A 25,420-nucleotide genomic window follows, 5' to 3' on the forward strand; every position below is an offset into this window, starting at 1 on the left:
ACCGGCGCCCGCACGCATGGCGGGTACCGGCTTCAGCGGATCGTGCCGGCTACACGTTGGTCCATGCGCCGGTGCCCTGCTGATACTGCATCACGCCACCGTGGATCCGCACCCGCAGGTTGCCGTCCGGCACCGGCACCCAGTCAGTCATGTCGAGACTCTGCATCAACCCGGCGAAGAAATCCTGCACCTCTTGCAACTCGCTGGCCTGCCAAAGGTCGATGCGCCCGAGGCACGCGCGCAGATCGCCACTCTGCTGCATGATCGTCTCGACCTGTCCGGCTACGTCTGCCGCCGGATCGTAGACGTTCGTGCCGCCGGCGCTGACGATCGACAGATGAATCCCGCGCACCATCGTCGGCTGGCCCGGTGTCTGCTCGACGAGCGCGATGCAGCTCGTCATCGCGCCGAAGTCGATTTCCGTCGCATCTCCCCAGTTGAGCTCGCCAACCCCCAGCGGCGCGGGACCGTGTACGTCGTGAATGATGTAGGACATGAGTGCCTCACATGACTAGATAGGACTGCTGTTGGCAAGCCGCGACGTGTTCGACAGAATGGCCGTGCGTCGGTCCCGCCGCTCACATCCCGCATCGAGCCTGACGGCCCGGCGGGTCGTGTCGATTGATGCTTCGTCGGTGCGCATGCGGACGGCAATTGCCCGCGACGTTCCCCATCGGCGCGATCATCCACACCACGCGGACGATCACGCATGCATCGATTCAATGCCTGCCGTTTCGCGCCTGCCCGGGTCGTCGTCGACGCTGCCCACGCAGCCCGCGGCTGCATCGTCGGCGCACCCTACGCGCCCTTCTTGTCCAGCAGCGCCTGATACTTCTGCAGGCTTTCGTCGATCCTGTCGAGTGCGACACTGGCGGCCTCCCCTTCGATCGCTTCCGCGGCACCCGCGACGATCGCCGCGGTCGCCACGAACAGATCGGTCAACAACAGGCCCACCGCATCCATTGCCATGCCGGGCACGTTCTCGTCGACGGTCTTCTGCGCAAGGTCCTTCATCAGCACGCTCTTGCCCGCGATCGCCAGCGACGTCGTCGCCTCGAAGTAGTTGGCCGCCGCCTGCGCGACCATGCCGCCCGCCTGCGTGATCATCATGTTCGGGCCGACGGCGATCTGCGTCGTCGCATAGGACGCCGCCTCCGCGTTGATCGCCTGCACGGTCTGCAGCGCCGAGCCGCCGGACCCGGGCGCATCCGCGACCTGGTTCGGTGCTTTCAATGCATCGGTGAAGCGGCGCAGCCGGTTGACCGGCCACGTGCGCGCGCCGGCTTTGGGTGTCGCGGTGTCCGGCGCGACATCGGCCGGCGTCGTGGGTTCGGCTGCGGTGTCCGCGACATCGTCCGGCGTCTGCGTCGTGCCGTCACCGCGTCCGCCCAAAAGTCCTTTCATGTTCATGGTTCAGGTATCCCGAGAGTCGTCGCGTCCTAATGCGTGGGGCCCGTCTGCGGCCCGGCCGCCGGAACCTGCGGCGCGCCGCCGGACCCACCGCCCGATGCGCCCTTCGGCGATGCTTCGACGGACAGGATCATGGCCACCGCCTTCGACACGACGGCGTTCGAAATCTGGTTCAGCGCTGCCTGCTGCTGCGTCATGTTCTGCGCCGAGATGCCGACGGCCTGGCTGAACATCTGGTAAAGCGTGCCCAGCGCCTGGGCCGGAGACCCAGCCACGACGTTGACGTTGGTCTGCGTCACCGCGTCGGTAATCTGCTCATTGACTTTGTCTGCCACGAGGCCTCCTCGGAACCCGGCTCCGGCATGCGATTGAAGGAACGGACGGGCCGGCAGGCCAGCGACGCCGCACATGCCGTTAGGAACGCTGCGTGCCCGCGTTCGTGAACGCGCTTACGCGAGTTGCTCGCGCAACTTCTTGCGCAACAGCTCGACGCGCTTTCTGGCAAGCGGCTCGTTGATCCCGAGTGTCGTCGCGATGTGCAGATAGGGCCGGTCCTCCTCGAACTTGAGCGTGAACAGCATCTGCTGCTGCGGGGGCAGCGTGGACAGCGCCTGCTCGAGACGCAGCAGTTGCTGCCGGAGGAGTAGTTGGTGCTCCACCGACGGCGCGTGGCCGGCCAGCTCGACGGCGTGATCGTCGTCCCAGCCCGGGTCGAATTCGAGCATGCCGCTTTCGCGCAGACGGCGGCGCGCGCCATCGAGGAACGCATGGTTCAGCACCAGAAAGAGAAAGCCGGCCAGGTTCTGAACGCGCTCGGGCGAGCGCTGCAGGTAAATGTGGACCTTGAGTGCGGTGTCGGAGAGCAGTTCGTCGGCGCGGTGAATATCGCCCTTGCACAACAGGCGCGCGCGGCGCCGCAATTTCCCCTGCATTTCCCGCCACGTGCGATCGAGCTGCTGCGCCGGAGACTCGGGCGCCGGGGCAGCGTGCTGGTTCGAGGTTGTCATCCCGTGCCTTCCTTTTTATTGGAAAACACAGAATCGAGTCGATACCGGGAATGGCGCTGTTACCCGCGTAACACCGTTATAACGATAATCGGTTCCGGTAAATTTTCTTGATTATTATGAACAGAAATATTAATCCCCCGGCATGCTCCGATCCGTCGTTTAAGGGGCGTCGCCGGACCTGAATAACGGCATTGCGATGAAAGAGGACAACTGCCGCCGCGATGGGTTCATGCGCCGGCATACGGCTATCCATGTCAATCGGCCAAGCGCCGTTACCGTCAGAGTGCCGCGATATCCGGACTGCTTGCCGATTATCCCGATATATTCGTTATTCATTCTTCACGCAATGCCGAAGGCAGCGTTTTTCGCTAGGTGGCCGCATCGTCTAACAACCTCGCGCGGAAAACATGCCTGCCCTTGCTAACGCTCCAACGTTGCGCAACATACCGATACTCGCCGATCTCCCGGAAAGTCTGATCGCCCATATCGAGCGGCATGTCACCCTCTGGCCCGAACACGGCAATCGCCTGTTGTTCTTCAAGGGCGATCCGGGTGATTTCGTCGCGTTCGTGCACCGCGGCCGCGTCTACAGGACGCTGCACGAACCCGGCGGACGCGAGGTCATTCTCGGCCACTCGATGCCTGGCGAACTCATCGGCGAAAACACACTGATTCGCGCACACCAGCGCAACTTCACCGCCCAGTTGAGCCCCGACTGCCGCATTTCGCTGCTGCATCGCCCATACTTCGCGCCGCTGCTGGCCAACGCGGAATTCATGGGGCGCATCCACGAGCAGCTGTGCCGGCATATCCACCAGCTGAGCGACTTCGTCGAATCGGCATGCCTGTACCGGCTCGACGCAAGGCTCGCGCGCCATCTGCTGAACCGCATGCAAGGGAACGATCTCGAGGTGCCGCTGCCGGAGAACCAGAGCATCCTCGCGGCGATGCTCAACGTCAGCCGGCCGCGACTGAACAGCAGCCTGCAGAAGATGCAGCGCGACGGCCTGATCCGGCTACACGAGCACGGTGTGACGATCGAGAAACCGGAGCAGCTCCGGACCATCGTCGACACCAATTGAGGGCCCGGCACGCACGTGCGTCGTGCGGTGCCGCGGCGCGGGGCGGCTGCGCGCGCCGGTTCGGGCCGCGCGTGGCGAGGGTCAGCCGCGCCAGTGGCTGATGGCGTTCATCAGTTGCGCGACGGCGGCCAGCTGCGACGCAAAGCTGTCGTTCGCCGACCGCGCCGCGCCGGCCGCCGCAGCCGCCGGTGAGCCCGCATAGAGCTGCATGACGCCGACGGTCGTGGCGGCAAGGTTGGACATCGCCTGGTTCGCCTGCATCTGCACCGCGTTGTGCAGCAGGATCGCGGACGCATGGCTGTTCGACTGCATGAGCGTGCCCAAGGCCACGGCGGGCGCTTCGCCCACCACCTTGACGTTGGCTTGCGTGACCGCATCGGTCACCGCGGGGGAAACCTGTTCCGGCATGTCGTTGCTCCTGGTTGGCTCGCCGCTGCGGCGCTGTCACGGCGAAAGCATGAGTGGGTCGGTCGGCGATGCGTGCCGCATGCCGCCGCCGGGGCCCGCCTTCGCGGGCGTCGACACGACGTCTGGCGCCGGGCGGCAGCCACCGATCGGGGCCGCCGCCCGGCGTCGACGCCAGGCTACGCGTCAGGCAAGCGCCCTGCCGAGCGCGAGTACATCAGCCAGCACGGAAAGCACCCCGTTCGAGCCGATTTCCGTCGCGGCGGCCCCCGCGCTTGCCGGCCCGAGCGTGTACAGCTGCATCGTGCCCACGTTCGTCGAGGTCGGCAGCTGCACCGCCGACTGCGACTGCTGCTGAACCGCGTTCTCGAACAGCACGCTGAGCGAGTGGCTCTGAGCCTGGTACAGCGAGCCCGTTGCCATCGCAGGCGCTTCGCCAACCACCTTGACGTTGGTTTGCGTGACCGCGTCGGTGATCGCGGCGTTCACCGCGCACGTCTTGCAGTTGCAGGGGTCTTTCGAGTCGTTTGCGCCATCTGCCATCGTATTTCTCCTGATTCGCGAACAGGCGCCGCATCGAATCGGCTCTGCCCGTTCTGTCGTTTGCTCCGGAACACCACGCGGCACCGCTGTTCAGGCGCCGGCGGCCATGCGGGTCCACGGCGCGGCGGCGGCATTGGCGGCTCCCGCCGCTTGCGCCGCCGCTCAACCGCGGCGTTGCGATGGCGCGTCAGGCCTTGACTGCCTTCCCGATTGCGATCACGTCGGCCAGAATGGAGATGATCCCGTTCGCGCCGATTTCCGTGGCGGCCGCGCCCGCGCTTTCCGGCCCGATCGTGTAGAGCTGCATCGTCCCCACGTTCGTCGACGTCTGCGACTGGATTGCGGCCTGCGACTGCTGCTGCACCGCGTTCTCGAACAGGATGCTGAGCGAATGGCTCTGGGCCTGGTACAGCGAGCCCATCGCCATTGCCGGCGCTTCCGCGACCACCTTGACGTTGACCTGTGTGACCGCATCGGTAATCGCGGGATTCACCTGGCACACTTGACACGTATCAGCCATTTGTTGCTCCTTGGTTCACGTAGTTGAGAGGTCGCACATCGGGGGCCGGCCGGTTTCGCTTTCTGCCGGAATAACCCGCGTGCTACTCCATGGACGCTTGGCCGGAGGTATCGTGAACGGCAGCGGCGGCGACGACGGTCGGTTCGGTCGGTTCGGACGAGGTAGCGCCGACGCTTCGCAACCGGTCGTCCATCGCGTCGAGCCTTGCGATGAGCCGTTCGGCGAGCGAATCGACGTATTGCCGGAAGCACGCGTCGATTTCCTGCCGGATCAGGCCCGTCAGCTGTTCGCCGATCATCGCCAGCGCCTCGCGGGTGCTGTCCTGGATCTCGGCCGCGCCTGATGCCTGCGTATCGCCCGGCGGCTCATGCGCGTCGAGTACGCCCGACACTTTCCGCTGTTCCGACGCCAGCATGCCGAGAGTCGTCTCGTTCTGTGTTTCGATCGTCTGCAGGATGCCGCGCATCTTCTCGTACGCCTTCTGCTGGTTGAGCTGCAGGAAATGCTTGATCTGTTCGCGCGCCTCCTGCCGGGTTTTCAACTGCGGCAACGGCCGGTTCGCGGCGGGCGCCGGCACGGCCGTGCCCGCCGCCGGCGCTGACGGGTTCCCACTCCTGCCCGGCAGTTGCTCCAGCAGCGCCTGTTCTTCGGCCGGCGCGAGGGGCCGCCCCAGTCGCTTCTCCGCAAACTGCCGCAGCAGCGGGTCGAGTGCTTCGTGGCTCATGGCTTACCTCTCCTCGATGTCCGCCCGCGACGCCGGTGCGTGCGGTTGGAGGGCGGACGGACGCGGTGCCGAGGCGCCCTGGTCAGCAGGCTGCAATGGATATCGCATGGTGTTCTCCCGGGAATGGACGTGCGACGGCCTCACCGTAAAGTTCGGCAGGACCGCTGTAGGGACGAACCGTGAGACGAGTCTGTGAAATTGGAGATGCCTCCTCCGGCCGCCCCCTCCCCGACAATTCTTGACTGTGCCCACCCCGCCAAACTGGTAGGATGCCGGTCGCCTCAGCATGGAAAGCGGACACCGGACACCCGATCGATCCCTTTTAATGGGCCGCGAGACCGGTCATCCGTGCCGTCCCGTCCAGGCGACACGGTGCCCAACCGCACCCCAGCCCCCGTCGAACCCCGCAACACCCCGGCGTCGCCCCACCCGACCCGTTGCAGCAACCGTTGGAGTGGCGCCTCGTGCGCCAGCAAGCATGAAGAACCCGAAGCCGCCCACCCGCCCCTCGCGCGAGAAAGACCGCACGCCGTTCGCACGTGCCGGCGCGCTGCTGCTGATGGCCGGCCTGCTGTACCTGCTGTGGCCTTCGGCCGAAACCGCGTACCTCGCGATGGAGTCGGTGATCCGCTGACGCGCACGGCCGTCCGGCACGCACTACGCTATACTCACGCAATGGAAACCCAACCCGCCTCGCCGATCGTGCATTGCTGGTGGCGCGCCTGACCCAGGCGGCCCGTTTCCTTTTGCATGTCCCAAACGTGATGCCGCCAGCGATGGCGGCATTTGCGTTTCTGCGCAGACACCATGGCTGGCGGCTTCGATAACCCGGAGCAACGACCAAACATGACCCACCCGACTCGACCGACCATCCTCACCGGCGACCGCACGACCGGCCCGCTGCATCTCGGCCACTACATCGGCTCGCTGCGCGCCCGCGTGCAGATGCAGCACGAAGCGAAGCAGTTCCTGCTGCTCGCCGACACGCAGGCGCTGACCGACAACATGGGCCGCCGCCAGCGCGTCACCGAGAACGTGATCGAAGTCGCGCTCGACTATCTCGCCGTCGGCATCGACCCGGCGATCTCGACGATCGTCGTGCAGTCGCAGGTGCCCGAGCTCGCCGAACTGTCGCAATACCTGCTCAACCTCGTCACGGTCGCGCGCCTCGAACGCAACCCGACCATCAAGGAAGAGATCCGCCTGCGCGGTTTCGAGCGTGACATCCCGGCCGGCTTCCTGACCTATCCGGTGAGCCAGGCGGCCGACATCACCGCGTTCAAGGCAACGCACGTGCCGGTCGGCGACGACCAGTTGCCGATGATCGAGCAGACCAACGAACTCGTGCGCCGCTTCAACGCGACTGTCGAGCAGCCCGTGCTGGTCGAATGCGAGGCCGTGCTGTCGCCGGTCACGCGGCTGCCGGGGATCGACGGCAAGGCGAAGATGAGCAAGTCGCTCGGCAACGCGATCACGCTCGGCTCGACGCCGGACGAGATCACGCAGGCCGTGAAGGACATGTATACGGACCCGAACCACCTGCGCGTGAGCGATCCCGGCCAGGTCGAGGGCAACGTCGTGTTCACGTTCCTGGATGCGTTCGAACCCGACGTGCAGAAGGTCGACGAGCTGAAAGCGCACTACCGTCGCGGCGGGCTCGGCGACAGCGTCGTCAAGCGCGTGCTGAACGAGCGGCTGCAGGCGCTGATCGAACCGATCCGCGCGCGCCGCCGCGAATTCGAGGCCGACAAGGCCGAAGTGATGGCGATCCTGAAGCGCGGCACGATGCACGCACGGGACGTGGCCGGCGCGACGCTTGCGGAGGTGAAGGGGGCGATGGGGTTGAACTACTTCGATTGAGCTGCGCAGGCAGAGCACGCGAGAACGTACTTCGCGCGCCGGTCGGTATCGCGCCGGCGCGCGGCGATCACTGCATCGCGTGTGTGAACGCGCGTCGATGCCACTGCCACTTCATCGCGATGCGTGCGCCGGCACGGACGCGTGGCACACCGCCTCGACCCGGTTGCCGGCCGGGTCGACGAGAAATGCGCCGTAGTAGTCGCCGTGGTAATGCGGCCGCAAGCCCGGTTCACCGTCGGATTGCCCGCCCGTCGCCAGGCCGGCCTCGAAAAACGCATCCACCTGCTCGCGGCTCGCGGCCTTGAAGCACCAGTGCCGCTTGCTCACGCCGACTTCTGCGGGATCCAGATAGACCGCCAGAAACGTCGATGCGGTGTCGTTCGCATTGCAGCGTTCGCCATAGCCGAGCGCGGCCGGCCGGTCATAGACCTTGGCTGCGCCCAGCGCAGTCATCACGGCATCGTAGAACGGGCGCGCCAGTTCGATATCCGGCACGCTGATTGACACGTGATCAAGCAGTTGCATGATGTTTGCTCCATTGAATGAGCGTGAGTCTACACAAGCGTGCCCGTTTCCGTCCGACCGACCATCTTTCCTGGCGCCCGTGCGACCATGCGGCATGTCGGTCAGTACTTCGACTCACTGCGCGCCCACACAGATGCAGCACGAAGCCGCTTTCAAGGCAGGCGTCGGTCCGGAACACGGCCAGCGACACTTGGAAACCTTTCGATTCAAGCCATCCGTCGCTGCAGAAACGGCGCGTGCGTTGACGGCCTCCACACCGCTCGTCGGTGACGGCACTGCAAACGCAGGCCATCAGGCAGCCTTCGCTCGAGCGCGCGAGCCATCGCAAGCCGCACGCATTCCCTCTCTCCGAAATTGACCTGCAGCGACGGTCTCGCTAACGTGCCCCACCAATAGCAAAGACAGCAAGCGAGACATGCAGCACATGCGGCTCGTTTCGCCTGCACCTCGAGGGCAGCGAGTGAATACCTATCGCTACCAGAACCAGCAAAACCTGAGTCCGACCGAACTATTCTTCCTGATTGCCGCCGACGAAACGCGCAAACAAGCCGGAATAGACGATGTGGAAGCCGTTATTCTGATTCTTTCCGGCCTGCCGATCCTGCCGACCCGCGCCAAACCGCTCGGGGCGACCCAAGGTACCTCCGTCGCATCCGTGATGGCACGATCGGTATTCCGGCATGAATTCAAACGCAAGGTACTACCGACCGTCACGCTACAAAGCATCAAGAATCTGCGTGTGATCCTGACTCATCGTCTTGCAGTGTTCGTTGGCCGGACCGTGCCGGGCGTCGGCTGGGTTCTGCTCGCCAAAGATGCCTTCCATATTGTCCGGAACACGTTTCCCGGTACAACCAGATTGCAAAACCGGAGGACAGGATTCTGTAATGGACGACCGTCAATTGTGGGAAAAACTGGAAGCATTCGTTCGCGAGGAAGCAGCCGTATCGAGCAAGCGCCGGATTACCGGGAGTACATCGGTATCCGACGATCTCGGACAAACCGGAAACGATGCGGACATCTTCATGGATCGATTCTTCACCCGATTCGAGGTGGATCGCGGCGACTACGATTTCGGACGCTACTTCCTGATGGAGGGCGAAGGGTTCCTTTATCACATCGTGCGCAAGTACCTGTTCAGGAAACCCCATACATTCGAACGGGAGGCATTGACCGTCAGCATGCTGTGCAAGGCTGTCTCACTGGGCAAGTGGGACGCCAAGGCGATCAAGGAATGATCGGCACCGGCAGCCACCCGCACTTGCGCGACCGGTCGTCAATCTCTGCCGGCCCTTAGTCCACTCCGCCGATGCCGCCCCCGCACGCCCCCGCTATCGTTTCCCCGTCATCCCCCAACCCACGACACCATGACGCCACAGGAAACGATCGACCGGATGGAGATCCAGGATCTGCTGACCCGCTACTGCCACGCCGTCGATCGCCACGACTGGCACGAATTCGAGCGCCTCTTCGCGGCCAATGCGAACCTCGACTACACGGCCTTCGGCGGTCCGGCCGGCAGCCGTGCGGAGATAGCCGCCTATCTGGAACAGGTGACGTCGGCATTGCGCGGCACGCAGCATACGATCTCGACGGCGCTGCTGATCGTCGACGGTGACGCCGCAACCGCGCGAACGGCCGGCCAGGCGATGATGATCTCGGCAGATGAAGCCGGCGACGATCGCGTGTGCTTCGTCGGGCTCTGGTATCGCGACCTGCTGGTGCGAACCGAATGCGGGTGGCGCATCCGAAGCCGTACGCAGGAGCGCAGCTGGATGCACCATGCGCCACCGGTCGCGGTGCGCTGAGCGAGCGCCCCGCGCGGCGCAATGAGTCACTTCAACTGCATCAGTTGAATGAGGTTCCCGCACGTATCGTCGACGACCGCGACGCGCACGGGCCCCGCGTCCATCGGCTCCAGCGTGAAGCGGACATCGAGATCCCTGAGCCGCACGAACTCCGCATCGAGATCGTCGACCTGGAACGATGCCGCCGGAATGCCGTCCTCGTACAGCGCCTGCTTGTAAGGCCCGACCGCGCGATGGTTGCTCGGCTCGAGCAGCAGCTCGGTGCCGTCCGGCTGATCCTTCGACACCACGGTCAGCCAGCGGTACTCGCCCACCGGCACGCTGTTCTTCAGCTTGAACCCGAGCTTGTCGGTGTAGAACGTCAACGCCTTGTCCTGGTCGTCGACAAAGATACTCGTCACGTAGATTCGCATTTCAACCTCTCCTGAAATTGCAGCAGGCGCCGCCGCTCGCGCGGTCACGCCACATCGATCACGGGCCTCGCCCCGCCGCTATTCTTCGTCGAAATCGATGACAAACGCATAACCGTCGTCGATCAGCTTGCGCAGGTACCCGTCGAAGTCGTCGGCGATCACCGCATAGCTGTCGGGATCGTGCAGGAAGCGCACGACCTGCCCGACCTCGCCGCCCGGTGCCGGCTCGAAATCGATGTAGCGCTGCGACGCGCCCCCGCCTACGTGATCTGGTATGTCGACGCCGGCACGAATTCCTCCGGCATCGGGCGTTCGCCCAGTTCGAGCACCGACCGCTCGATCGTGCGCGTCATCGCATCGAGCGCCAGCGCATTCGGCGCGAGGCCGAACGGCTCGGCCACCTCGCTCGCGATCGCTTCGAGCGCGATCAGCGTGTACGAGATGAACACGCAGATCAGCGGCGTGAAGAACTCCGTCGAATCGACGAGGCCGAACGGCAGCAGCACGCAATACGCATACACGGTGCGATGCAGCAGCACGCTGTACGAGAACGGGATCGGCGTCGACAGGATGCGTTCGCACCCGCCGACCGATTTGCCCACCTCATCGAGTTGCGCCTCGAACATCCAGCAGGTCGCGTCGCTGCCGGGCGCACGGCCCAGCGCGCGGACGATGCCGCCACGCAGCTCGTCGAGGATCGCGACGGGCTTGAAGCATTTGCCGCCAAGCTCAGCCGTGCGCTCCGCCCCGAGAATGCGCTGCAGGTCCGCCGTCGGATCGGTATGACGAAGCTGATGCTTCAGCGCATAGGTGAGCGCGATCAGCAGGTCGGCCAGCCTGTTGCGCTCGGCGTCGCTCACGCTGTCGGGCAGGTAGCGATTGAACTGCGACGTCAGCGTACGCGCCGCGATCAGCAGGTTGCCCCACAGATGCCGCGCCTCCTTGAAGCGCTCGAAGCTCGCGCTGTTGCGAAACCCGAGAAAGATCGCGAGCGCGAGCCCGAACAGCGTGAACGGCGCGGTGTTGAGCGGGATCTTCTCGCCGAAGATGCGCCCGTTCGTGAAGACCGCCAGCGTGCTGACGACCGCCATGAACACGAGCTGCGGAATGATCGATTGCAGCACGGAGCCGTTCCAGACGAACAGCATCCTGAGCCAGTTTTGTTGTGGTCGGACGATCATGGTGTTTTCTCGACTGCCAGGGGGTGCATCAAACGGCGCGCCGGCGCCCGATGCGCAACGGCCCGCGCGTGGCGGGCCGCTGTCGGGTGAGTGCCGGGCACGGGCGCCGCGCTGCGCGTGATGATACGCCCGCGCCCACTGCACCCGCCTCGCCCGTCACATCGTGTGGGGTTCGGTGATAGCCGCTCAGTGATAGCCGATATCGCCCTCGCGCACCTTGCCGCGGAACACACGGTACTGCATCGCGTTGTACACGAGGATGATCGGCAGCACGATCACGGTGCCGACGAGCGCGAACTTCTGGCTCGAAGGGCTCGACGACGCGTCCCAGATCGACAGGGACGGCGGCACGATGTTCGGCCAGATGCTGATCACGAGCCCCGTGTAGCCGAGGAACACGAGCGCGAGCGTCAGCAGGAACGGTGTGGCCTCGTGCTCACGCTTCACCGTGTGGAAAATGCCCCACACGCACGCGACGACGAGGACAGGCACCGGCAGGAACCAACCGAGGTTGCCGCTGCCGAACCAGCGGTGCGCGACGGCCGGCAGCCCGATCACGGTCCACAGGCTCACCACGCCCATCACCGCGAGCAGCACGCCCGCGAGCGGCTTCATCAGGAGCCGCATCTTGCGCTGCAGTTCGCCGTCCACCTTCAGGATCAGCCAGCCGCAGCCGAGCGTCGCATACGTGACGAGCACGCCGATCCCGCACAGCAGGCTGAACGGCGACAGCCAGTCGAACGGCCCGCCCGCGAACTGGTTGTTCTCGATCTTGATGCCCTGCAGCAGCGAACCGAGCACGATCCCCTGGCAGAACGCGGCGAGTGCCGAGCCGCCGATGAACGCGAGATCCCACATGTGTTGCGTGCGGGTGGCCTTCGCGCGCAGCTCGAACGCCGCCCCACGGAAGATCAGCCCGACCAGCATCAGCACCAGCGGCAGGTAGTTCGCCGGCAGCAGCGTCGAATACACGACCGGGAATGCGCCATAGAGGCCCGCGCCGCCGAGCACCAGGAACGTCTCGTTGCCGTCCCACACCGGCGCGACGGTGTCGAGCATCACCTGGCGCTCGGCCTTCGCATCGAAGAACGGAAACAGCAGGCCGATGCCGAGATCGAAGCCGTCCAGCATCACGTAGATGAATACGCCGAGGCCGATGATCGCGGCCCAAATGACAGGAAGATCGATTTGCATGGCTTACTCCGCTTCGGTGACGTTCAGCGGCGTGGACAGCGCGCTCTTGCGCAGCCCCGGATGCCGGTGCAGCTCGATATACCCGGCCTGGGCAGCCGGCCCGCGCTTCATCAGTTTCATCATGTAGTAGATACCCGTTCCGAACACCAGGAAATACACGACCACGAAGATCAGCAGCGACACGCCGACCTGCTGCGCACTGACCGGCGCGACGGAATCGACGGTGCGCAGCACGCCGTAGACGGTCCACGGCTGCCGCCCGACCTCGGTCGTGATCCAGCCGGCCAGTAGCGCGAGGATGCCCGACGGCCCCATCGCCACCACGAACCACTGGAACCAGCGGGTTTCATACAGGCGCCCGCCCTTTCTCAGCAGCAGCCCGAGCAGCGCGGTGAGCAGCATCAGCATCCCGAGGCCCGCCATGATCCGGAACGTCCAGAACACGATCGGCGAATACGGGCGGTCCTGCGGCGGGAATTCCTTCAGCCCGCGAATCTCGCCGTCCCAGCTGTGCGTGAGGATCAGGCTGCCGAGGTGCGGCACCTGGATCGCATAGCGCGTGGTTTCCGCCTGCATGTCGGGCAGCCCGAAGAGGTTCAGCGCGGTGCCGCCCTTCTCGGTTTCCCACAGCCCCTCGATCGCCGCGATCTTCGCCGGCTGGTATTCGCGGGTGTTCAGCCCATGCGCGTCACCGACGACGATCTGGATCGGCGCGAGCACCAGCAGCATCCACAGCGCCATCGAGAAGCTGCGCTTCACCGGCTCGTCGCGGCGCCCCTTGAGCAGGTGCCACGCGCCGCACGCGGCGACGATGAAGCCCGCGACGATGAACGCCGCGATCGTCATGTGCACGAGGCGATACGGGAACGACGGATTGAAGATGATCTTGAACCAGTCGACCGGCACGACGAGCCCGTTCTCGATCTTGTAGCCCTGCGGCGTCTGCATGAAGCTGTTCGACGCGAGGATCCAGAACGTCGAGATCAGCGTGCCGACCGCGACCATCAGCGTCGCGAAGAAGTGGGCGCGCGGGCTGACGCGCTGCCAGCCGAACAGCATCACGCCGAGGAAGCCGGCTTCGAGGAAGAACGCGGTCAACACTTCATACGTGAGCAGCGGGCCCGTGATGTTGCCCGCGACGCGTGAGAAGCCGGCCCAGTTGGTGCCGAACTCGTACGCCATCACGACGCCGGAGACCACGCCCATCCCGAAGCCGATCGCGAAGATCTTCGACCAGAACTGGAACATGGATTTGTAGGCGGCATCGCCGGTGACGAGGTAGCGCCATTCCAGCACCGCCAGGAAGCTCGCCATGCCGATGCTGATCGCGGGAAACACGATGTGGAACGACACCGTGAACGCGAATTGCAATCGGGCGAGATGGAACGCATCGAAGATTTCCATGACCGTAATTTGCTCGTGGTTGTGAGGACGTACGCTCGAAGCAGGAAATCGCGCGACGGCTTGGCGACAACACATGCGAACACAAACGGTCACTCGCATGGCATCGAAGCGTGAATGACGATATCGCGTTTGCAACGATACTCGCAATCGTTCGAACGTGCGTTGAAACTGTGCTGCCTCCGCTGCCGGAGATGTGTGTACGGAAAACACATTTCGTGCCTGCGGGATGGTCAGCTGTACTGCTTTCCGCGTTGCGGCGCTGTGCATCCGGTACGCCTGTCATCCCCCTTAACATCCCATGAAACGCCTGCCCGAGGCGACGGCGCGCCCCCTCGGCCGCGCCCGCCCGGCAGCATCGATTCCCCTGGTCCGGCGCACGCGCTCGACCCGGCCGGCCCGCCGGCCGATCCGACTGGAGAAAACCGCATGGAGTCCTGCATCCGCCGCGACGATCCGACCGGCAGCACCGCGTGTCATGTGACACGCCACCGTGCCGGCGACGCGCGCGACACCGTCGACCGCGTCGTCGACGAAACGCCGGTTGCACTCGTGTTCAACGATATTGCGCACACGGTCATGATGGCGACCCCGATCGACCTCGACGTGTTCGGCCTCGGCTTCGCGCTCAGCGAAGGCATCGTCGAGCGCGCGTCGGACGTGTTCGACATCGAAAGCGAATGCCGGGCCGGCAGCGCCGAAGTGCGGCTTACCGTGTCGCAGCAGGCGTTCATGGCGATGAAGGCGCACCGGCGCGCACTGGCCGGCCGCACGGGCTGCGGCGTATGCGGGATCGAAAGCATCGCGCAGCTCGACCTGCACCCGCCGCGCATCGCCGCCGCCGGCACGGCCGCCGGTATCGGCGCGGAAGCGATCGCACGCGCCGCGCGTGAGTTGCCGGCCCACCAGACGCTGATGCGCGAGACGGGCGGCATCCACGCAGCCGCCTGGTGCGACCGCGACGGCGCCGTGCTCGACGTGTTCGAGGACGTCGGCCGCCACAACGCGCTCGACAAGCTGATCGGCCGGCTCGCGCGGCGCCGCGCGAACCTGCACGAAGGCTTCGTGTTCCTGTCGAGCCGCGCAAGCTACGAACTGGTGCGCAAGGCCGCGCGGGTCGGCATCCCGATGATCGCAACGATCTCGGCGCCGACGTCGCTCGCGATCGACGTCGCCCGCGAAGCCGGCGTGCGGCTGGTCGGCTTCTGCCGCAACGACGGCTTCGTCGAGTACGTGTCGCCCGCCGCCGCTCACCCCTGTCACCCCGACCAACCGGCGCTTGCGCCAGCGCATCCGGCTCTCTCCTGATGAAACCCCTGACCGATTTCGATACCGCGCAGCAGCATTTCGCGAGCACGTTCGCGCCGCTTGCGGCCACCACGTCCATCCCGGTCGCGGAAGCCGCCGGCCACGTGCTGGCCGCGCCGCTCACCGCCGTGCTCGACCAGCCGCCGGCCGACCAGAGCGCGATGGACGGCTACGCCGTGCGTCACGCGGATCTCGCGCACGGCGAGCCGCTGCACGTCGCGCAGCGCTGCTATGCGGGCGACACGCCGATGCCGCTGGCCCCGCGGACGGCCGCGCGCATCTTCACCGGCAGCGTGATTCCGCCCGGCGCGGACACCGTCGTGATGCAGGAGCACGCACGCGAGCAGGACGGCTGGGTCGCGTTCGACGCGCCGCAGCGCAGCGGCTCGCATATCCGCCGCCAGGGCGAGGAAGTGCGCGCCGGCGACCTGCTCGTGGCGGCCGGCGTACGCATGAGCGCGATGCATGTCGGCGTGGCCGCCGCGCAAGGGTTCGCGTGCGTCGACGTGCGCCCGGCGCTGCGCGTCGGCATCCTGACGACCGGCGACGAGCTCGTCGCGTGCGGCCAGCCGCGTGCGCCGCAACAGATCTACAACAGCAATGCGCCGATGCTCGCCGCGCTGGTGTCGGGAACCGGCGCCGAAGTCGCGATGAGCCTGCATGCGGCCGACACGGCGCCGGCCGTCGATCGTGCGCTGCGCGACCTGCACGCGGGCTGCGACCTGGTGATCTGCGTCGGCGGCGCATCGGTCGGCGACAAGGATCTGCTGCGCCCCGCGCTGGACGCGCTCGGCGCATCGTTCATCGTCGCCGGCGTGCGCATGAAGCCGGGCAAGCCGGTTGCACTCGCACGGCTCGACACGCAACCGGTGGTGCTGCTGCCCGGCAATCCGGGCGCCGCAATGACGGCGTTCGCGCTGTTCGTCGCGCCGCTGATCCGCCGCCTCCAGGGGCGCAATGCACGCCTGCCGATCGTGCCGTCGCTGCCGATCGACGCCGACTTCGAACCGGATGCGCAGCGCGAGCGCTTCGTGCGTGTGCACTGCACGGTCGGCCTCGACGGCACGCCCGCCCTCGACACGCTGCGTCAGCAAGGCGCCGGCACGCTGCAATCGCTCGTGCAGGCGAGCGGGCTGGCCCGGCTGCCGGCCGGGCAGCGCATCGCGTGCGGCGACGCGGTACCGTATTACGAATTCGCGCACTGGCTCGCATGAACGCGATGCCGGACACCCGCCCGATCCGCGCCCTTCGCCGCGCAGGCCACGCCGGCCGCTCGGCGAACTGTATTCCTGCAATTCGGGCGCGATTGTGTCCCTGCCGGAAAAACCCGGCGGACTATCCTCACGAAGAGGCTCGTCACGCGCCATGCGCCTGCACATCCGCACACGCACGGCCGACCGGCGACGCCCCACCGCTTACTTCTTGCAGGCCGACGAACCGATCGTGAATGCCATCGCTTCCGCCGCGCCGGCCGCTGCCGCACCTTCCGGCGGCGCATCGCCCGGCGCTTTCCCCCGCACGTCCGACACGCTCGGCCGCCCGCTGCGCGACCTGCGCCTGTCCGTGATCGACCAGTGCAATTTCCGCTGCGGCTACTGCATGCCGCGCGAAAGCTTCGGCACCGACTACGCATTCATGCCGTCGTCCGAGCGCCTGTCGTTCGCGCAACTCGAAAAAATCGCCCGCGCGTTCACGTCGCTCGGTGTCGAAAAGATCCGCATCACGGGTGGCGAGCCGCTGCTGCGCCGCAACCTCGAAGCACTGATCGAACGCCTCGCCACGCTCACGACCGTCGACGGCAAGCCCGTCGAAATCGCGCTGACGACGAACGGCTCGCTGCTGGCCACGAAGGCGCGCACGCTGCGCGATGCGGGCCTGTCGCGCGTGACCGTCAGCCTCGATGCGCTCGACGACGCGGTGTTCCGCCGGATGAGCGATGCCGACGCGCCCGTGTCGCGCGTGCTGGACGGCATCGAGGCCGCGCAGGCGGCCGGGCTCGCGCCGGTCAAGGTCAACGCGGTGATCGAACGCGGCGCGAACGACGACCAGATCCTGCCGCTCGTGCGGCACTTCCGTCATACCGGCGTGGCCGTGCGCTTCATCGAGTACATGGACGTCGGCGGCGCGAGCTTCTGGTCCGGCGACAAGGTCGTACCGGCCGCACGGATGCGCGAACTGATCGACGAACACTATCCGCTCGTGCTCGTCGGCGAGCCGGGGCACGACGCAACCGCGATCCGTTGCGCGCACATCGACGGCGCGGGCGAAGTCGGCTTCATCGCGAGCGTGTCGCATCCGTTCTGCGGCACGTGCTCTCGCGCCCGTGTGTCGGCCGACGGACAGCTCTACACGTGCCTGTTCGCGACGCAAGGCACCGACCTGCGGCCGTGGCTCGACGACACAGCGTCGAGCGCCGACCTCGCCGCCGCCGTGCGCGATCGCTGGACGCACCGCGACGACCGCTATTCCGAGCGCCGGGCCGCACGGCCTGCCCGTGCGCCGGGCAAGACCTACCCGACCGTGCGCATGTCGCTGGTCGGCGGCTGAGGGGCCGCCGCGCGACCCAGGACGCACCGCCTACAGGAGAATCGTCATGACGACTTTCACCGAATCCCGTGCCGGGCTGCCGGACGATCCGTTGCGCGCCGGCAGCGCCACTCCCGACAACACGACCGACCCGCACCCCGAGCCGCCACCGTCGATTGCCGCCGGCTTCGAAGTTCGCGTGCAATACGCATCGATCGACGCAGGCGCCGAGCTCGCGCCGATCGTTCGCAATCCGAATGTCGGCGCGGTCGTGAATTTCCTCGGTGTCGTGCGCAACGAAGGCGACGTCGACGATGTGATCGCGCTCGAGGTCGAGCACTATCCGACGATGACCGAACAGGCCCTGTGGAGCATCGTCGAGGAAGCCAGCGCGCGCTGGCAGCTCGAAGCGATCAAGATCGTGCATCGCGTCGGGCGCATTCCGCTCGGCCAGGCGGTCGTGCTGGTCGTGGTGGCCGCCGCGCATCGCGGATCCGCGTTCGATGCGTGCGAATTCCTGATGGACTTTCTGAAGACCCACGCACCGTTCTGGAAGAAGGAGATCCGCCACGACGGTGTATCCGGCTGGGTCGAGGCGAAGGCGCACGACGACCAGGCAATGCGGCGCTGGGGCTGAGCGTATGCGCTGCGCGTGTTCCGATTCCGCCGAGTGATTCCTTTCAAGACATCGCGATGAAACTGACGATCAAATACTTTGCAAGCATCCGCGAACAACTCGATCTCGACGAGGAAATCGTCGAGATCGATGCACGCGAACTCACCGTCGACGCGCTGCGCGACACGCTGGCCGCACGCGACGCGCGCAGCGCGGAAGCACTGCGGATGGGCCGGCCCGTGCGGGCCGCCGTGAATCTCGAGATGGTGACGGGGGAATTCGTCGTGCGGGAGGATAGCGAAGTGGCGTTTTTCCCGCCGGTGACGGGCGGCTGACATCACGACGAGCCGGAAGGAATCCGGCATGACATCGATCGCCCGTCGCCGTTCGCACGCGTTGGCGTTGCGTATCAGCCGCTCACGGCCGGCATCGCGGCCCGGCTCGACAGATAGTCGACCATCCGTTGCGCGGCCGGTTGCAGCGCCTCGAAGCTCCTGAAGCAGACGACGAACCGGCGCTTCGCCCACGCATCGACGAGCGGGATCACCTTGATGCCGAACACCGGCCGATACGTGTCGGCCACTTCCATCGGCACGACACTGATCCCGAGCCCGGCCGCGACGACGCGAAACGCGGCATCGAAACCCGACACGATCACGCGATACGACACCGTCGTGCCGGCATCGGCGGCCGCGCGCTGCAGCAGCGTGTGGACGGCAGTCGTCGGCAGCAGGCCGACATGCTCGTAGCCCAGCGTCTGCTCGAAGCTCAGCGACGGCGCGTTCGCGAGCGGATGATCGCGATGCACGGCCAGCGCCAGCCGGTCCTGCCGATATGGCCGATGCTGCAGGCCCTGAAGATCGACGTTGTCCCAGCACACGCCCACGCTCGCCGCGCCTTCGCGCAACTGCCGCACGAGTTCGGACGACAACCGCTCTTCCACGTCGACCCGGATGTTCTCGTTGGCCGGTTCGCGCATGAACGACGAAATGTCGTCGAGCAGTGCCTCCGCGATCGCAGACGCCGATGCGCAGATGCTGACGCGCCCCTTCAGCCCGCCGCCGAACGCGGCGATATCGCTCGCGATGCGCTCCATCGTGAAAAGCACGCTGCGCGCGTGCTCGAGCAACGCATTGCCCGCGGCCGTCGGCTCGACGCCGCGCCGCGAGCGCGTGAGCAGCCGCACGCCGAGGTCGCTTTCGAGTTGCGCGATGCGCTTGCTGATCGCCGACGGCTCGATATGAACCGCCTCCGCCGCCCGCGCCATGTTGCGGTGATCGCACACGGCCACCAGCAGCCGCAGCGTTTTCAGGTCGATGTCGCGCATCCGCCGTCTCCAGGCAATCAAGCATTCAGACATTCCATTTCGGAAACGTGACGGTTCCGAAATACCGCTTTAATGTCCATCAGGAATGTCTAAAGTTAGCACGACGCCGGTGCATCGACACGGGCGAAATCAACGGAGACAAGCGACATGCGGTCGTTCCCCCAGCATGCAGTCATACGCGAAGTGGGCTTGCGCGACGGGCTGCAAAGCATCCCGCGCATTCTTCCGACGAAACACAAGATCGAGTGGATCGGCGACGCGTACGCGGCCGGTCAGCGCGAAATCGAGGTCGGATCGTTCGTGCCCGCGCGCCTGCTCCCGCAACTGGCCGATACGGCCGAGCTCGTGTCGTATGCGAAGACGCTGCCCGGCCTGTGCGTGTCGGTGCTGGTGCCGAACCTCAAGGGCGCGGAGCACGCGCTCGACGCAGGTGCCGACCTGATGCTGGTGCCGCTCTCGGCGAGCCGCGCGCATAGCATCGCGAACCTGCGCAAGACACCCGACGAAGTCGTCGCCGAGGTGGCGCGCATCCGCGCCGCGCGCGATGCGGCCGGCTCGAAGACGCTGATCGAAGGCGGCATCGGCACCGCGTTCGGCTGCACGATCCAGGGCCGCGTCGAGCAGTCCGCGGTGCTGCGTTACCTGCATGCGTTGCTCGATGCCGGCGCCGATCGCGTGAGCATCGCCGATACGGTCGGCTACGCGGGGCCGGCCGCCGTCGGTGAACTGTTCGGCAAGGCGCGCGCCGCCGCGGGCGAGCGCTTCTGGTGCGGCCACTTTCACGACACCCGCGGCCTCGCGCTCGCGAATGTGTACGCGGCGCTCGAAACGGGTGTCGCCCGCTTCGACGCGACGCTCGCCGGCATCGGCGGGTGCCCGCATGCGCCCGGCGCGAGCGGCAACGCGTCGAGCGAAGACCTCGCGTTCATGCTCGCCGACATGGGGATCGAAACCGGCATCGACATTGCCGCGCTGCTGACGCTGCGCGCGAAGGTCGCGCGCTGGCTCGACGGCGAAACACTGCACGGCGCGCTGTGGCGCGCGGGCCTGCCGGCCACCCACGCCGCCGCGGCCACCACCACCGTCTGAATCCATCATGAACCACGACACCCGACTTCCACTCGACGGCATTCGCGTCATCGAATTCACGCACATGGTCATGGGGCCGACGTGCGGGATGATCCTCGCCGATCTCGGCGCCGAAGTGATCAAGATCGAGCCGCCCGGCGGAGACAAGACGCGCAACCTGCCCGGCCTCGGCATCGGCTTCTTCCGTTCGTTCAACCGCAACAAGAAGAGCGTCGTGCTCGATCTCCATACGCCCGAAGGCAAGGCGGCCGCGGTCGAACTGATCGGCACCTGCGACGTGATGCTGGAGAATTTCCGGCCCGGCCTGATGGCGACGCTCGGCCTCGACTACGACACGCTGTCGGCCCGCTACCCGGCGCTCGTCTACGTGACGCACAAGGGCTTCCTGCCCGGCCCGTACGACCGGCGCCTCGCGCTCGACGAAGTCGTGCAGATGATGGGCGGGTTGTCGTACATGACGGGGCCGGTCGGCCGGCCGCTGCGCGCCGGCACGTCGGTCAACGACATCATGGGCGGCATGTTCGGTGCGATCGGCGTGCTCGCCGCGCTGCGCGAACGCGATCGCACGGGCCGCGGGCAGGAAGTGCAGAGCGCGCTGTTCGAGAACTGCGTGTTTCTGTGCGCGCAGCACATGCAGCAGTACGCGATGACGCACGAACCGCCGCCGCCGATGCCGGCGCGCGTGTCCGCGTGGAGCGTCTACGACGTGTTCACGCTCGCGGACGGCGAACAGCTGTTCATCGGCGCGGTCAGCGACCGGCAGTTCGTCACGCTGTGCGACGTGCTCGCGTGCCCCGGGCTCGCCGCCGAACCGGAGTTCGCCACCAACGCGCAGCGGGTCGCCGTGCGGCCGCGGTTGCTCGAACGGCTCGGCGCGATCCTGAAGGACCATCGCGCCGCCGAGCTGTCGCCGAAACTCGAAGCGGCCGGCATTCCGTATGCGCCGATCGTCCGTCCCGAGCAACTGCTCGACGATCCGCACCTGAAAGCGAGCGGTGGACTCGTGCCGATGCAGACCGACGACGGCCACACGACCGATGTCGTGCTGCTGCCGATCACGATGGGCGGACGACGGCCCGGCGTGCGTCAGGCGCTCGCGCGCGTCGGCGAGCACACGCAGGAAGTGCTGGCACGGCTGAAACGCCGCGCGGTCGCATGAGCGGCAGCCGATGCCGGTCCGGCAGCAGTCGGCCGGCGTCGATGCAGGCCCGGTCGCGCGCCGCCATGAATTGGGCGCGCCGTCCACATCGCGCTCGCCTATAACCGTTTTAAAGGCAGGCAGCTCGAAGAAGCATGCCGCCCGTCAGAGGATCAGGAGACAACCCATGCATCAGACCGTCACCGCGGGCGGCGCCCCGCTCGATACGCCGCAGGTACGCGCCGGCATCCGCGCCGGCGCGGACATCTCCGCGCGCATGGACCGGCTACCGATCACCCGGCACCAGTGGATGCTCGTGCTGCTGATCTCCCTCGGCGGCTTCTTCGAAGTCTACGACCTGATCTTTACCGGCTATATCGCGCCGGGCATGGCCAAAAGCGGCCTGTTGCAAACCACCACGCAGGCATTCTTCGGCTTCACCGGCATCGCCGCCTTCATCGCGGCGACCTTCGCGGGGCTGTTCGTCGGCACGTTCGGCTTCGGCTGGATGCCGGACCGCTACGGGCGCCGCGCCGTCTTCACGTACTCGCTGCTGTGGTACTCGATCGGCTCGGCCATCATGGCATTCCAGACGACGCCCGAAGGCGTGCTGCTGTGGCGCTTCATCACCGGCATCGGCGTCGGGCTGGAGATCGTCACGATCGACACCTACGTGACCGAACTCGTGCCGCAGCAGATGCGCGGCCGCGCGATCGCGTTCAACCAGCTGGTGATGTTCGCCGCCGCACCGGTCGCGGCGATCCTGTCGTGGTGGCTCGTTCCCGCGACGGTGTTCGGGCTCGACGGCTGGCGCATCGTGGTACTGGCCGGCTCGGCCGGCGCCGTGATCGTCTGGTTCATCCGCCGCGCGGTGCCCGAAAGCCCGCGGTGGCTGGCCGCGCACGGCGATGCAGAACGAAGCGAGCGGATCGTGAGCCGGATGGAAGCGATCGCCGAGCGCGAGTCGGGCATGCCGCTGCCGCCGCCCGCACCGGCGAGCGAAGCCCCTGAAGTGCGCAGCGCGGCGTTCGCGGCATTGTGGCGCGCACCCTATCGTGCCCGTCTGCTGATGCTCGTCGCGTTCAACTTCTGCCAGGCCATCGGCTATTACGGATTCGCGAACTGGGTGCCGACACTGTTGATCGGCCAGGGCATCACCGTCACGAAGAGCCTGCTGTATGCGTTCGTCATCGCGTTCGCGATGCCGGCCGGGCCGCTGCTCGCGATGCGCTATGCGGACCGGATCCAGCGCAAGCACCTGATCGTCGGCGGTGCGCTGGCCGTGATCGTCTGCGGGCTCGCGTTCGCGCAGGTCAGGACCGTCGTGCCGCTCATCGTGCTCGGCGTGCTGATCAGCCTCGCCGGGCAGACGATCTCCGTCGCGTATCACGCATACCAGTGCGAGCTGTTCCCGACCGAGGTGCGCTCCCGCGCAAGCGGCATCGCGTATTCGGCCAGCCGCGCCGGCGCGATGATGTCGGGCTTCATCATCGCGGCGCTGCTGAAGGACTTCGGCGTGCCCGGCGTGTTCACCGGGATCACCGTATTCATGCTGGTCGTGGTCGTCGTCATTGGCGCGTTCGGCCCAAGGACCAACGGCGTGCGGCTCGAGGAGCTCAATCGCTGACGCCTGGAACCGTCCGGGTTACGCCGGACGGCGCCAGGCAAGAACCCACCCTTCTACCGCATGCACGCCGCGGCCAGCTTCCCGACCGTGATCACCGCCTGCTCGATCTCCGGCGACCACGGGCTGCTGTAGTTCAGCCGGATGAAGTTCCGGTAACTGTCCGTGATCGAGAACATGTAGCCGGGCCCGATCGTGATCCCCTGCTCCAGCGCGAGCTGGTACAGCCGCATCGCATCGACCTGCGCGGGCAGTTCGATCCACAGCACGTAGCCGCCCGCCGGGCTGGAAATGCGCGTGCCCTCCGGGAAAAACCGCGACACCATCGCGCGCATCAGGTTCGCCTGCTGCGCATACGCCTTGCGCAGGCGCCGCAGGTGATGCTCGTAGCCGTCGCGTTCGAGAAACTCCGCGATCGCGAGCTGCGGTAGCGACGGCGTCGCGAGCGTGTTCAGGAATTTCAGCTTCTCGACCTGGTCGCGATAGCGGCCCGGCAGCGCCCAGCCGATCCGGTACGCCGCCGTCAGGCTCTTCGAGAACGACGAGCAGTGCAGCACGATCCCGCTGCGGTCATAGGACTTCAGCGAACTCGGATGTGCATCGCCGAAATACAGTTCGTTGTACACGCCGTTCTCGATCAGCGGCATCCCGGCCTTCGTGGCGAACTCGACCAGCTCGCGCTTGCGCTCGTCCGGCATCTGGAAGCCGAGCGGGTTCTGGAAGTTCGGCATCACCATGCACGCGGCGATCGGCTGCGACTTCGCGATCGCGGCCAGCGCCGCGATGTCGATCCCGTATTCCGGATGCGTCGCCACCTCGATCGCCTTCATCCCCATCCGTTCGATCGCGTGCAGCATCGCGTAGAACGTCGGCGACTCCACCGCGATCGTGTCGCCCGGCTTCGCAACGGCCTGCAGGCACAGGTTGATCGCCTCCGTCGCGCCGACCGTCACGATGATCTCGTTCGGGTCCACCGACATCCCGTTTTCCAGGTAGCGGCGCGCGATCTGCCGGATCAGCCGCGGATGGCCGGGCGGCAGCCCGTCCGTCACGCCCCACAGCGACTTGTCGCGGCCGGCTGCATACGCGTAGCGGTTCAGCTTCTCGAACGGGAACAGGCTCGGGTCCGGATACGGCGAGCCGAGCGGCACAGCGTCGTCGGTACCGATCGAGCGCAGCGTCGACAGCACGAGCCGGCTCACGTCGACCGACGACGAGATCGCGATCGGCTTCGACGGTCGCAGTTCGCGCACCGGCGCATGGCTGTCGTCGCGCCGCAGGTTCACGAAATAGCCGGACTGCGGACGGCTTTCGAGCAGCCCGCGGCTTTCCAGCAGCAGATACGCATGCAGCACGGTCGTAATGCTGATCCGGTGCTGCTGGCTCGCCTGCCGCACCGACGGAATCCGGTCGCCATGCCGGTACACGCCCTGGCGGATCAGGCGCTCGATGTCGTCCGCGAGTTTTTCATAGAGTTTCATCGCGCGCCTCCCGCCGGCCCGCGCAGCCGTGCTGCCCTGCCGTTTGCGTCGGATACGCACGTGTTTCGCCCGCCGACCGGGCCGTCGTGATTCCTGATCTTTCCCTCCGGTTTTGCCTTTTCCATCGCACTGGCTCTCTCTTGAAGATGCGCCAACAGGGTTCCGGAACGACTGGATCTGCGGCACTGTGCACTTGATGATGAAATCTTAAGAGCAGAACAGTTGGCGGCGAGTACAC

28 protein-coding genes and 1 pseudogene are annotated in these 25,420 nt (G+C 66.3%); 14 read left to right on the forward strand and 15 right to left on the reverse strand.

Going from position 1 to position 25,420, the window contains the following annotated elements; all coding sequences use genetic code 11:
- Positions 1-49: 49 nt before the first annotated feature.
- The 4 genes from BCO18175_RS09765 to BCO18175_RS09780 form a co-directional block, all read right to left on the reverse strand.
- Positions 50-496, reverse strand: a complete 447-nt coding sequence (locus BCO18175_RS09765; RefSeq protein WP_174980406.1) for a hypothetical protein — start codon at positions 494-496, stop codon at positions 50-52.
- Positions 497-798: 302 nt separating this feature from the next.
- Positions 799-1,404, reverse strand: a complete 606-nt coding sequence (locus BCO18175_RS09770) for a hypothetical protein (protein ID WP_254608017.1) — start codon at positions 1,402-1,404, stop codon at positions 799-801.
- 35 nt (positions 1,405-1,439) lie between these two features.
- Positions 1,440-1,745, reverse strand: a complete 306-nt coding sequence (locus tag BCO18175_RS09775) for a RebB family R body protein (protein WP_174938291.1) — start codon at positions 1,743-1,745, stop codon at positions 1,440-1,442.
- Positions 1,746-1,859: 114 nt separating this feature from the next.
- Positions 1,860-2,417 carry an RNA polymerase sigma factor gene (locus tag BCO18175_RS09780; protein WP_174980408.1) on the reverse strand — a complete coding sequence of 186 codons (558 nt, stop codon included), beginning with the start codon at positions 2,415-2,417 and terminating at the stop codon, positions 1,860-1,862.
- A gap of 407 nt (positions 2,418-2,824) precedes the next feature.
- Between BCO18175_RS09780 and BCO18175_RS09785 the strand changes: the two genes are divergently transcribed.
- The gene (locus BCO18175_RS09785) at positions 2,825-3,499 is read left to right on the forward strand and encodes a Crp/Fnr family transcriptional regulator (RefSeq protein ID WP_174980409.1); all 675 of its coding nucleotides are present in this window, start codon (positions 2,825-2,827) and stop codon (positions 3,497-3,499) included.
- Between the two features lie 81 nt (positions 3,500-3,580).
- On the opposite strand, the gene BCO18175_RS09790 is transcribed toward BCO18175_RS09785, so the two are convergent.
- The 4 genes from BCO18175_RS09790 to BCO18175_RS09805 all read right to left on the reverse strand — a co-directional run bounded on the left by BCO18175_RS09790 (position 3,581) and on the right by BCO18175_RS09805 (position 5,691).
- Positions 3,581-3,907: a RebB family R body protein gene (locus BCO18175_RS09790; RefSeq protein ID WP_174980410.1), complete on the reverse strand. Its 327-nt coding sequence runs from the start codon at positions 3,905-3,907 to the stop codon at positions 3,581-3,583.
- A gap of 183 nt (positions 3,908-4,090) precedes the next feature.
- Entirely contained in the window at positions 4,091-4,447 is a 357-nt protein-coding gene (locus BCO18175_RS09795) for a RebB family R body protein (RefSeq protein ID WP_174973447.1), read from the reverse strand.
- 187 nt (positions 4,448-4,634) lie between these two features.
- Positions 4,635-4,967 carry a RebB family R body protein gene (locus BCO18175_RS09800; protein WP_174950012.1) on the reverse strand — a complete coding sequence of 111 codons (333 nt, stop codon included), beginning with the start codon at positions 4,965-4,967 and terminating at the stop codon, positions 4,635-4,637.
- Positions 4,968-5,049: 82 nt separating this feature from the next.
- The gene (locus BCO18175_RS09805) at positions 5,050-5,691 is read right to left on the reverse strand and encodes a hypothetical protein (protein ID WP_174980411.1); all 642 of its coding nucleotides are present in this window, start codon (positions 5,689-5,691) and stop codon (positions 5,050-5,052) included.
- Between the two features lie 478 nt (positions 5,692-6,169).
- Between BCO18175_RS09805 and BCO18175_RS09810 the strand changes: the two genes are divergently transcribed.
- The gene (locus tag BCO18175_RS09810) at positions 6,170-6,325 is read left to right on the forward strand and encodes a hypothetical protein (RefSeq protein WP_174980412.1); all 156 of its coding nucleotides are present in this window, start codon (positions 6,170-6,172) and stop codon (positions 6,323-6,325) included.
- A 212-nt stretch (positions 6,326-6,537) separates the two neighbouring features.
- Entirely contained in the window at positions 6,538-7,551 is a 1,014-nt protein-coding gene (gene trpS / locus BCO18175_RS09815; RefSeq protein ID WP_174969674.1) for a tryptophan--tRNA ligase, read from the forward strand.
- Positions 7,552-7,662: 111 nt separating this feature from the next.
- Here the strand turns inward: trpS and BCO18175_RS09820 are convergent, their stop codons facing one another.
- Positions 7,663-8,076, reverse strand: coding sequence for a VOC family protein (locus BCO18175_RS09820; protein WP_174980413.1), 414 nt, complete (start codon positions 8,074-8,076; stop codon positions 7,663-7,665).
- Between the two features lie 424 nt (positions 8,077-8,500).
- On the opposite strand from BCO18175_RS09820, the pseudogene BCO18175_RS40970 reads away from it, so the two are divergent.
- The 3 genes and pseudogenes from BCO18175_RS40970 to BCO18175_RS09830 all read left to right on the forward strand — a co-directional run bounded on the left by BCO18175_RS40970 (position 8,501) and on the right by BCO18175_RS09830 (position 9,884).
- Positions 8,501-8,964 (forward strand): annotated as a pseudogene (locus BCO18175_RS40970) (STM2901 family protein).
- Positions 8,964-9,314: a DUF1493 family protein gene (locus BCO18175_RS09825; protein WP_174980414.1), complete on the forward strand. Its 351-nt coding sequence runs from the start codon at positions 8,964-8,966 to the stop codon at positions 9,312-9,314. Before BCO18175_RS40970 ends, BCO18175_RS09825 begins: the two are co-directional and overlap by 1 nt.
- 129 nt (positions 9,315-9,443) lie before the next feature.
- Positions 9,444-9,884 carry a nuclear transport factor 2 family protein gene (locus BCO18175_RS09830; RefSeq protein ID WP_174969671.1) on the forward strand — a complete coding sequence of 147 codons (441 nt, stop codon included), beginning with the start codon at positions 9,444-9,446 and terminating at the stop codon, positions 9,882-9,884.
- A gap of 26 nt (positions 9,885-9,910) precedes the next feature.
- Here BCO18175_RS09830 and BCO18175_RS09835 read toward each other — a convergent pair whose 3' ends face one another.
- From BCO18175_RS09835 to BCO18175_RS09850, 4 genes are all read right to left on the reverse strand, one after another.
- Positions 9,911-10,297: a VOC family protein gene (locus tag BCO18175_RS09835; RefSeq protein ID WP_174980415.1), complete on the reverse strand. Its 387-nt coding sequence runs from the start codon at positions 10,295-10,297 to the stop codon at positions 9,911-9,913.
- 260 nt (positions 10,298-10,557) lie between these two features.
- Positions 10,558-11,478: a bestrophin family protein gene (locus BCO18175_RS09840; RefSeq protein ID WP_174980416.1), complete on the reverse strand. Its 921-nt coding sequence runs from the start codon at positions 11,476-11,478 to the stop codon at positions 10,558-10,560.
- Positions 11,479-11,664: 186 nt separating this feature from the next.
- Positions 11,665-12,672, reverse strand: coding sequence for a cytochrome d ubiquinol oxidase subunit II (cydB, locus tag BCO18175_RS09845; RefSeq protein ID WP_174969668.1), 1,008 nt, complete (start codon positions 12,670-12,672; stop codon positions 11,665-11,667).
- A 3-nt stretch (positions 12,673-12,675) separates the two neighbouring features.
- The gene (locus tag BCO18175_RS09850) at positions 12,676-14,076 is read right to left on the reverse strand and encodes a cytochrome ubiquinol oxidase subunit I (protein ID WP_174980417.1); all 1,401 of its coding nucleotides are present in this window, start codon (positions 14,074-14,076) and stop codon (positions 12,676-12,678) included.
- Positions 14,077-14,502: 426 nt separating this feature from the next.
- Between BCO18175_RS09850 and fdhD the strand changes: the two genes are divergently transcribed.
- The 5 genes from fdhD (at position 14,503) to moaD (ending at position 18,858) form a co-directional block, all read left to right on the forward strand.
- The gene (gene fdhD / locus BCO18175_RS09855) at positions 14,503-15,381 is read left to right on the forward strand and encodes a formate dehydrogenase accessory sulfurtransferase FdhD (protein WP_174980418.1); all 879 of its coding nucleotides are present in this window, start codon (positions 14,503-14,505) and stop codon (positions 15,379-15,381) included.
- Positions 15,381-16,595 carry a molybdopterin molybdotransferase MoeA gene (locus BCO18175_RS09860; RefSeq protein WP_174980419.1) on the forward strand — a complete coding sequence of 405 codons (1,215 nt, stop codon included), beginning with the start codon at positions 15,381-15,383 and terminating at the stop codon, positions 16,593-16,595. The genes fdhD and BCO18175_RS09860 overlap by 1 nt, the downstream gene beginning before the upstream one ends.
- A gap of 208 nt (positions 16,596-16,803) precedes the next feature.
- Positions 16,804-17,928, forward strand: a complete 1,125-nt coding sequence (moaA, locus tag BCO18175_RS09865) for a GTP 3',8-cyclase MoaA (protein WP_174980575.1) — start codon at positions 16,804-16,806, stop codon at positions 17,926-17,928.
- A gap of 46 nt (positions 17,929-17,974) precedes the next feature.
- Positions 17,975-18,544, forward strand: coding sequence for a molybdenum cofactor biosynthesis protein MoaE (locus tag BCO18175_RS09870; RefSeq protein WP_174980420.1), 570 nt, complete (start codon positions 17,975-17,977; stop codon positions 18,542-18,544).
- A gap of 56 nt (positions 18,545-18,600) precedes the next feature.
- A complete protein-coding gene (moaD, locus tag BCO18175_RS09875; RefSeq protein WP_174980421.1) occupies positions 18,601-18,858 on the forward strand; it encodes a molybdopterin converting factor subunit 1 in 258 nt (85 codons plus the stop codon).
- A 74-nt stretch (positions 18,859-18,932) separates the two neighbouring features.
- Here the strand turns inward: moaD and BCO18175_RS09880 are convergent, their stop codons facing one another.
- Complete coding sequence (locus tag BCO18175_RS09880) at positions 18,933-19,850, reverse strand: LysR family transcriptional regulator (RefSeq protein WP_174980422.1); 918 nt, start codon at positions 19,848-19,850, stop codon at positions 18,933-18,935.
- Positions 19,851-19,997: 147 nt separating this feature from the next.
- Between BCO18175_RS09880 and BCO18175_RS09885 the strand changes: the two genes are divergently transcribed.
- From BCO18175_RS09885 to BCO18175_RS09895, 3 genes are all read left to right on the forward strand, one after another.
- Positions 19,998-20,939, forward strand: coding sequence for a hydroxymethylglutaryl-CoA lyase (locus BCO18175_RS09885; protein WP_174980423.1), 942 nt, complete (start codon positions 19,998-20,000; stop codon positions 20,937-20,939).
- Positions 20,940-20,946: 7 nt separating this feature from the next.
- The gene (locus BCO18175_RS09890) at positions 20,947-22,098 is read left to right on the forward strand and encodes a CaiB/BaiF CoA transferase family protein (protein WP_174980424.1); all 1,152 of its coding nucleotides are present in this window, start codon (positions 20,947-20,949) and stop codon (positions 22,096-22,098) included.
- 166 nt (positions 22,099-22,264) lie between these two features.
- Entirely contained in the window at positions 22,265-23,704 is a 1,440-nt protein-coding gene (locus BCO18175_RS09895) for an MFS transporter (protein WP_174980425.1), read from the forward strand.
- Positions 23,705-23,757: 53 nt separating this feature from the next.
- Here the strand turns inward: BCO18175_RS09895 and BCO18175_RS09900 are convergent, their stop codons facing one another.
- Positions 23,758-25,182, reverse strand: coding sequence for a PLP-dependent aminotransferase family protein (locus tag BCO18175_RS09900; RefSeq protein WP_174980426.1), 1,425 nt, complete (start codon positions 25,180-25,182; stop codon positions 23,758-23,760).
- Between the last annotated feature and the right edge of the window lie 238 nt (positions 25,183-25,420).

Source organism: Burkholderia lata (assembly GCF_902499335.1).
GTDB classification, from domain to species: domain Bacteria; phylum Pseudomonadota; class Gammaproteobacteria; order Burkholderiales; family Burkholderiaceae; genus Burkholderia; species Burkholderia lata_B.

Bases quoted from the DNA above. Each gene is read 5' to 3' on its own strand.
- trpS (WP_174969674.1), top strand. From the start codon at position 6,538: ATGACCCACCCGACTCGACCGACCATCCTCACCGGCGACCGCACGACC.
- fdhD (WP_174980418.1), top strand. From the start codon at position 14,503: ATGGAGTCCTGCATCCGCCGCGACGATCCGACCGGCAGCACCGCGTGT.
- BCO18175_RS09860 (WP_174980419.1), top strand. From the start codon at position 15,381: ATGAAACCCCTGACCGATTTCGATACCGCGCAGCAGCATTTCGCGAGC.
- BCO18175_RS09840 (WP_174980416.1), bottom strand. From the start codon at position 11,478: ATGATCGTCCGACCACAACAAAACTGGCTCAGGATGCTGTTCGTCTGG.
- BCO18175_RS09900 (WP_174980426.1), bottom strand. From the start codon at position 25,182: ATGAAACTCTATGAAAAACTCGCGGACGACATCGAGCGCCTGATCCGC.
- BCO18175_RS09765 (WP_174980406.1), bottom strand. From the start codon at position 496: ATGTCCTACATCATTCACGACGTACACGGTCCCGCGCCGCTGGGGGTT.
- BCO18175_RS09870 (WP_174980420.1), top strand. From the start codon at position 17,975: ATGACGACTTTCACCGAATCCCGTGCCGGGCTGCCGGACGATCCGTTG.
- BCO18175_RS09785 (WP_174980409.1), top strand. From the start codon at position 2,825: ATGCCTGCCCTTGCTAACGCTCCAACGTTGCGCAACATACCGATACTC.
- BCO18175_RS09825 (WP_174980414.1), top strand. From the start codon at position 8,964: ATGGACGACCGTCAATTGTGGGAAAAACTGGAAGCATTCGTTCGCGAG.
- BCO18175_RS09880 (WP_174980422.1), bottom strand. From the start codon at position 19,850: ATGCGCGACATCGACCTGAAAACGCTGCGGCTGCTGGTGGCCGTGTGC.
- BCO18175_RS09835 (WP_174980415.1), bottom strand. From the start codon at position 10,297: ATGCGAATCTACGTGACGAGTATCTTTGTCGACGACCAGGACAAGGCG.
- BCO18175_RS09890 (WP_174980424.1), top strand. From the start codon at position 20,947: ATGAACCACGACACCCGACTTCCACTCGACGGCATTCGCGTCATCGAA.
- BCO18175_RS09795 (WP_174973447.1), bottom strand. From the start codon at position 4,447: ATGGCAGATGGCGCAAACGACTCGAAAGACCCCTGCAACTGCAAGACG.
- BCO18175_RS09820 (WP_174980413.1), bottom strand. From the start codon at position 8,076: ATGCAACTGCTTGATCACGTGTCAATCAGCGTGCCGGATATCGAACTG.
- moaD (WP_174980421.1), top strand. From the start codon at position 18,601: ATGAAACTGACGATCAAATACTTTGCAAGCATCCGCGAACAACTCGAT.
- BCO18175_RS09885 (WP_174980423.1), top strand. From the start codon at position 19,998: ATGCGGTCGTTCCCCCAGCATGCAGTCATACGCGAAGTGGGCTTGCGC.
- BCO18175_RS09850 (WP_174980417.1), bottom strand. From the start codon at position 14,076: ATGGAAATCTTCGATGCGTTCCATCTCGCCCGATTGCAATTCGCGTTC.
- BCO18175_RS09780 (WP_174980408.1), bottom strand. From the start codon at position 2,417: ATGACAACCTCGAACCAGCACGCTGCCCCGGCGCCCGAGTCTCCGGCG.
- BCO18175_RS09830 (WP_174969671.1), top strand. From the start codon at position 9,444: ATGACGCCACAGGAAACGATCGACCGGATGGAGATCCAGGATCTGCTG.
- BCO18175_RS09770 (WP_254608017.1), bottom strand. From the start codon at position 1,404: ATGAAAGGACTTTTGGGCGGACGCGGTGACGGCACGACGCAGACGCCG.
- BCO18175_RS09790 (WP_174980410.1), bottom strand. From the start codon at position 3,907: ATGCCGGAACAGGTTTCCCCCGCGGTGACCGATGCGGTCACGCAAGCC.
- BCO18175_RS09805 (WP_174980411.1), bottom strand. From the start codon at position 5,691: ATGAGCCACGAAGCACTCGACCCGCTGCTGCGGCAGTTTGCGGAGAAG.
- BCO18175_RS09810 (WP_174980412.1), top strand. From the start codon at position 6,170: ATGAAGAACCCGAAGCCGCCCACCCGCCCCTCGCGCGAGAAAGACCGC.
- BCO18175_RS09800 (WP_174950012.1), bottom strand. From the start codon at position 4,967: ATGGCTGATACGTGTCAAGTGTGCCAGGTGAATCCCGCGATTACCGAT.
- BCO18175_RS09895 (WP_174980425.1), top strand. From the start codon at position 22,265: ATGCATCAGACCGTCACCGCGGGCGGCGCCCCGCTCGATACGCCGCAG.
- cydB (WP_174969668.1), bottom strand. From the start codon at position 12,672: ATGCAAATCGATCTTCCTGTCATTTGGGCCGCGATCATCGGCCTCGGC.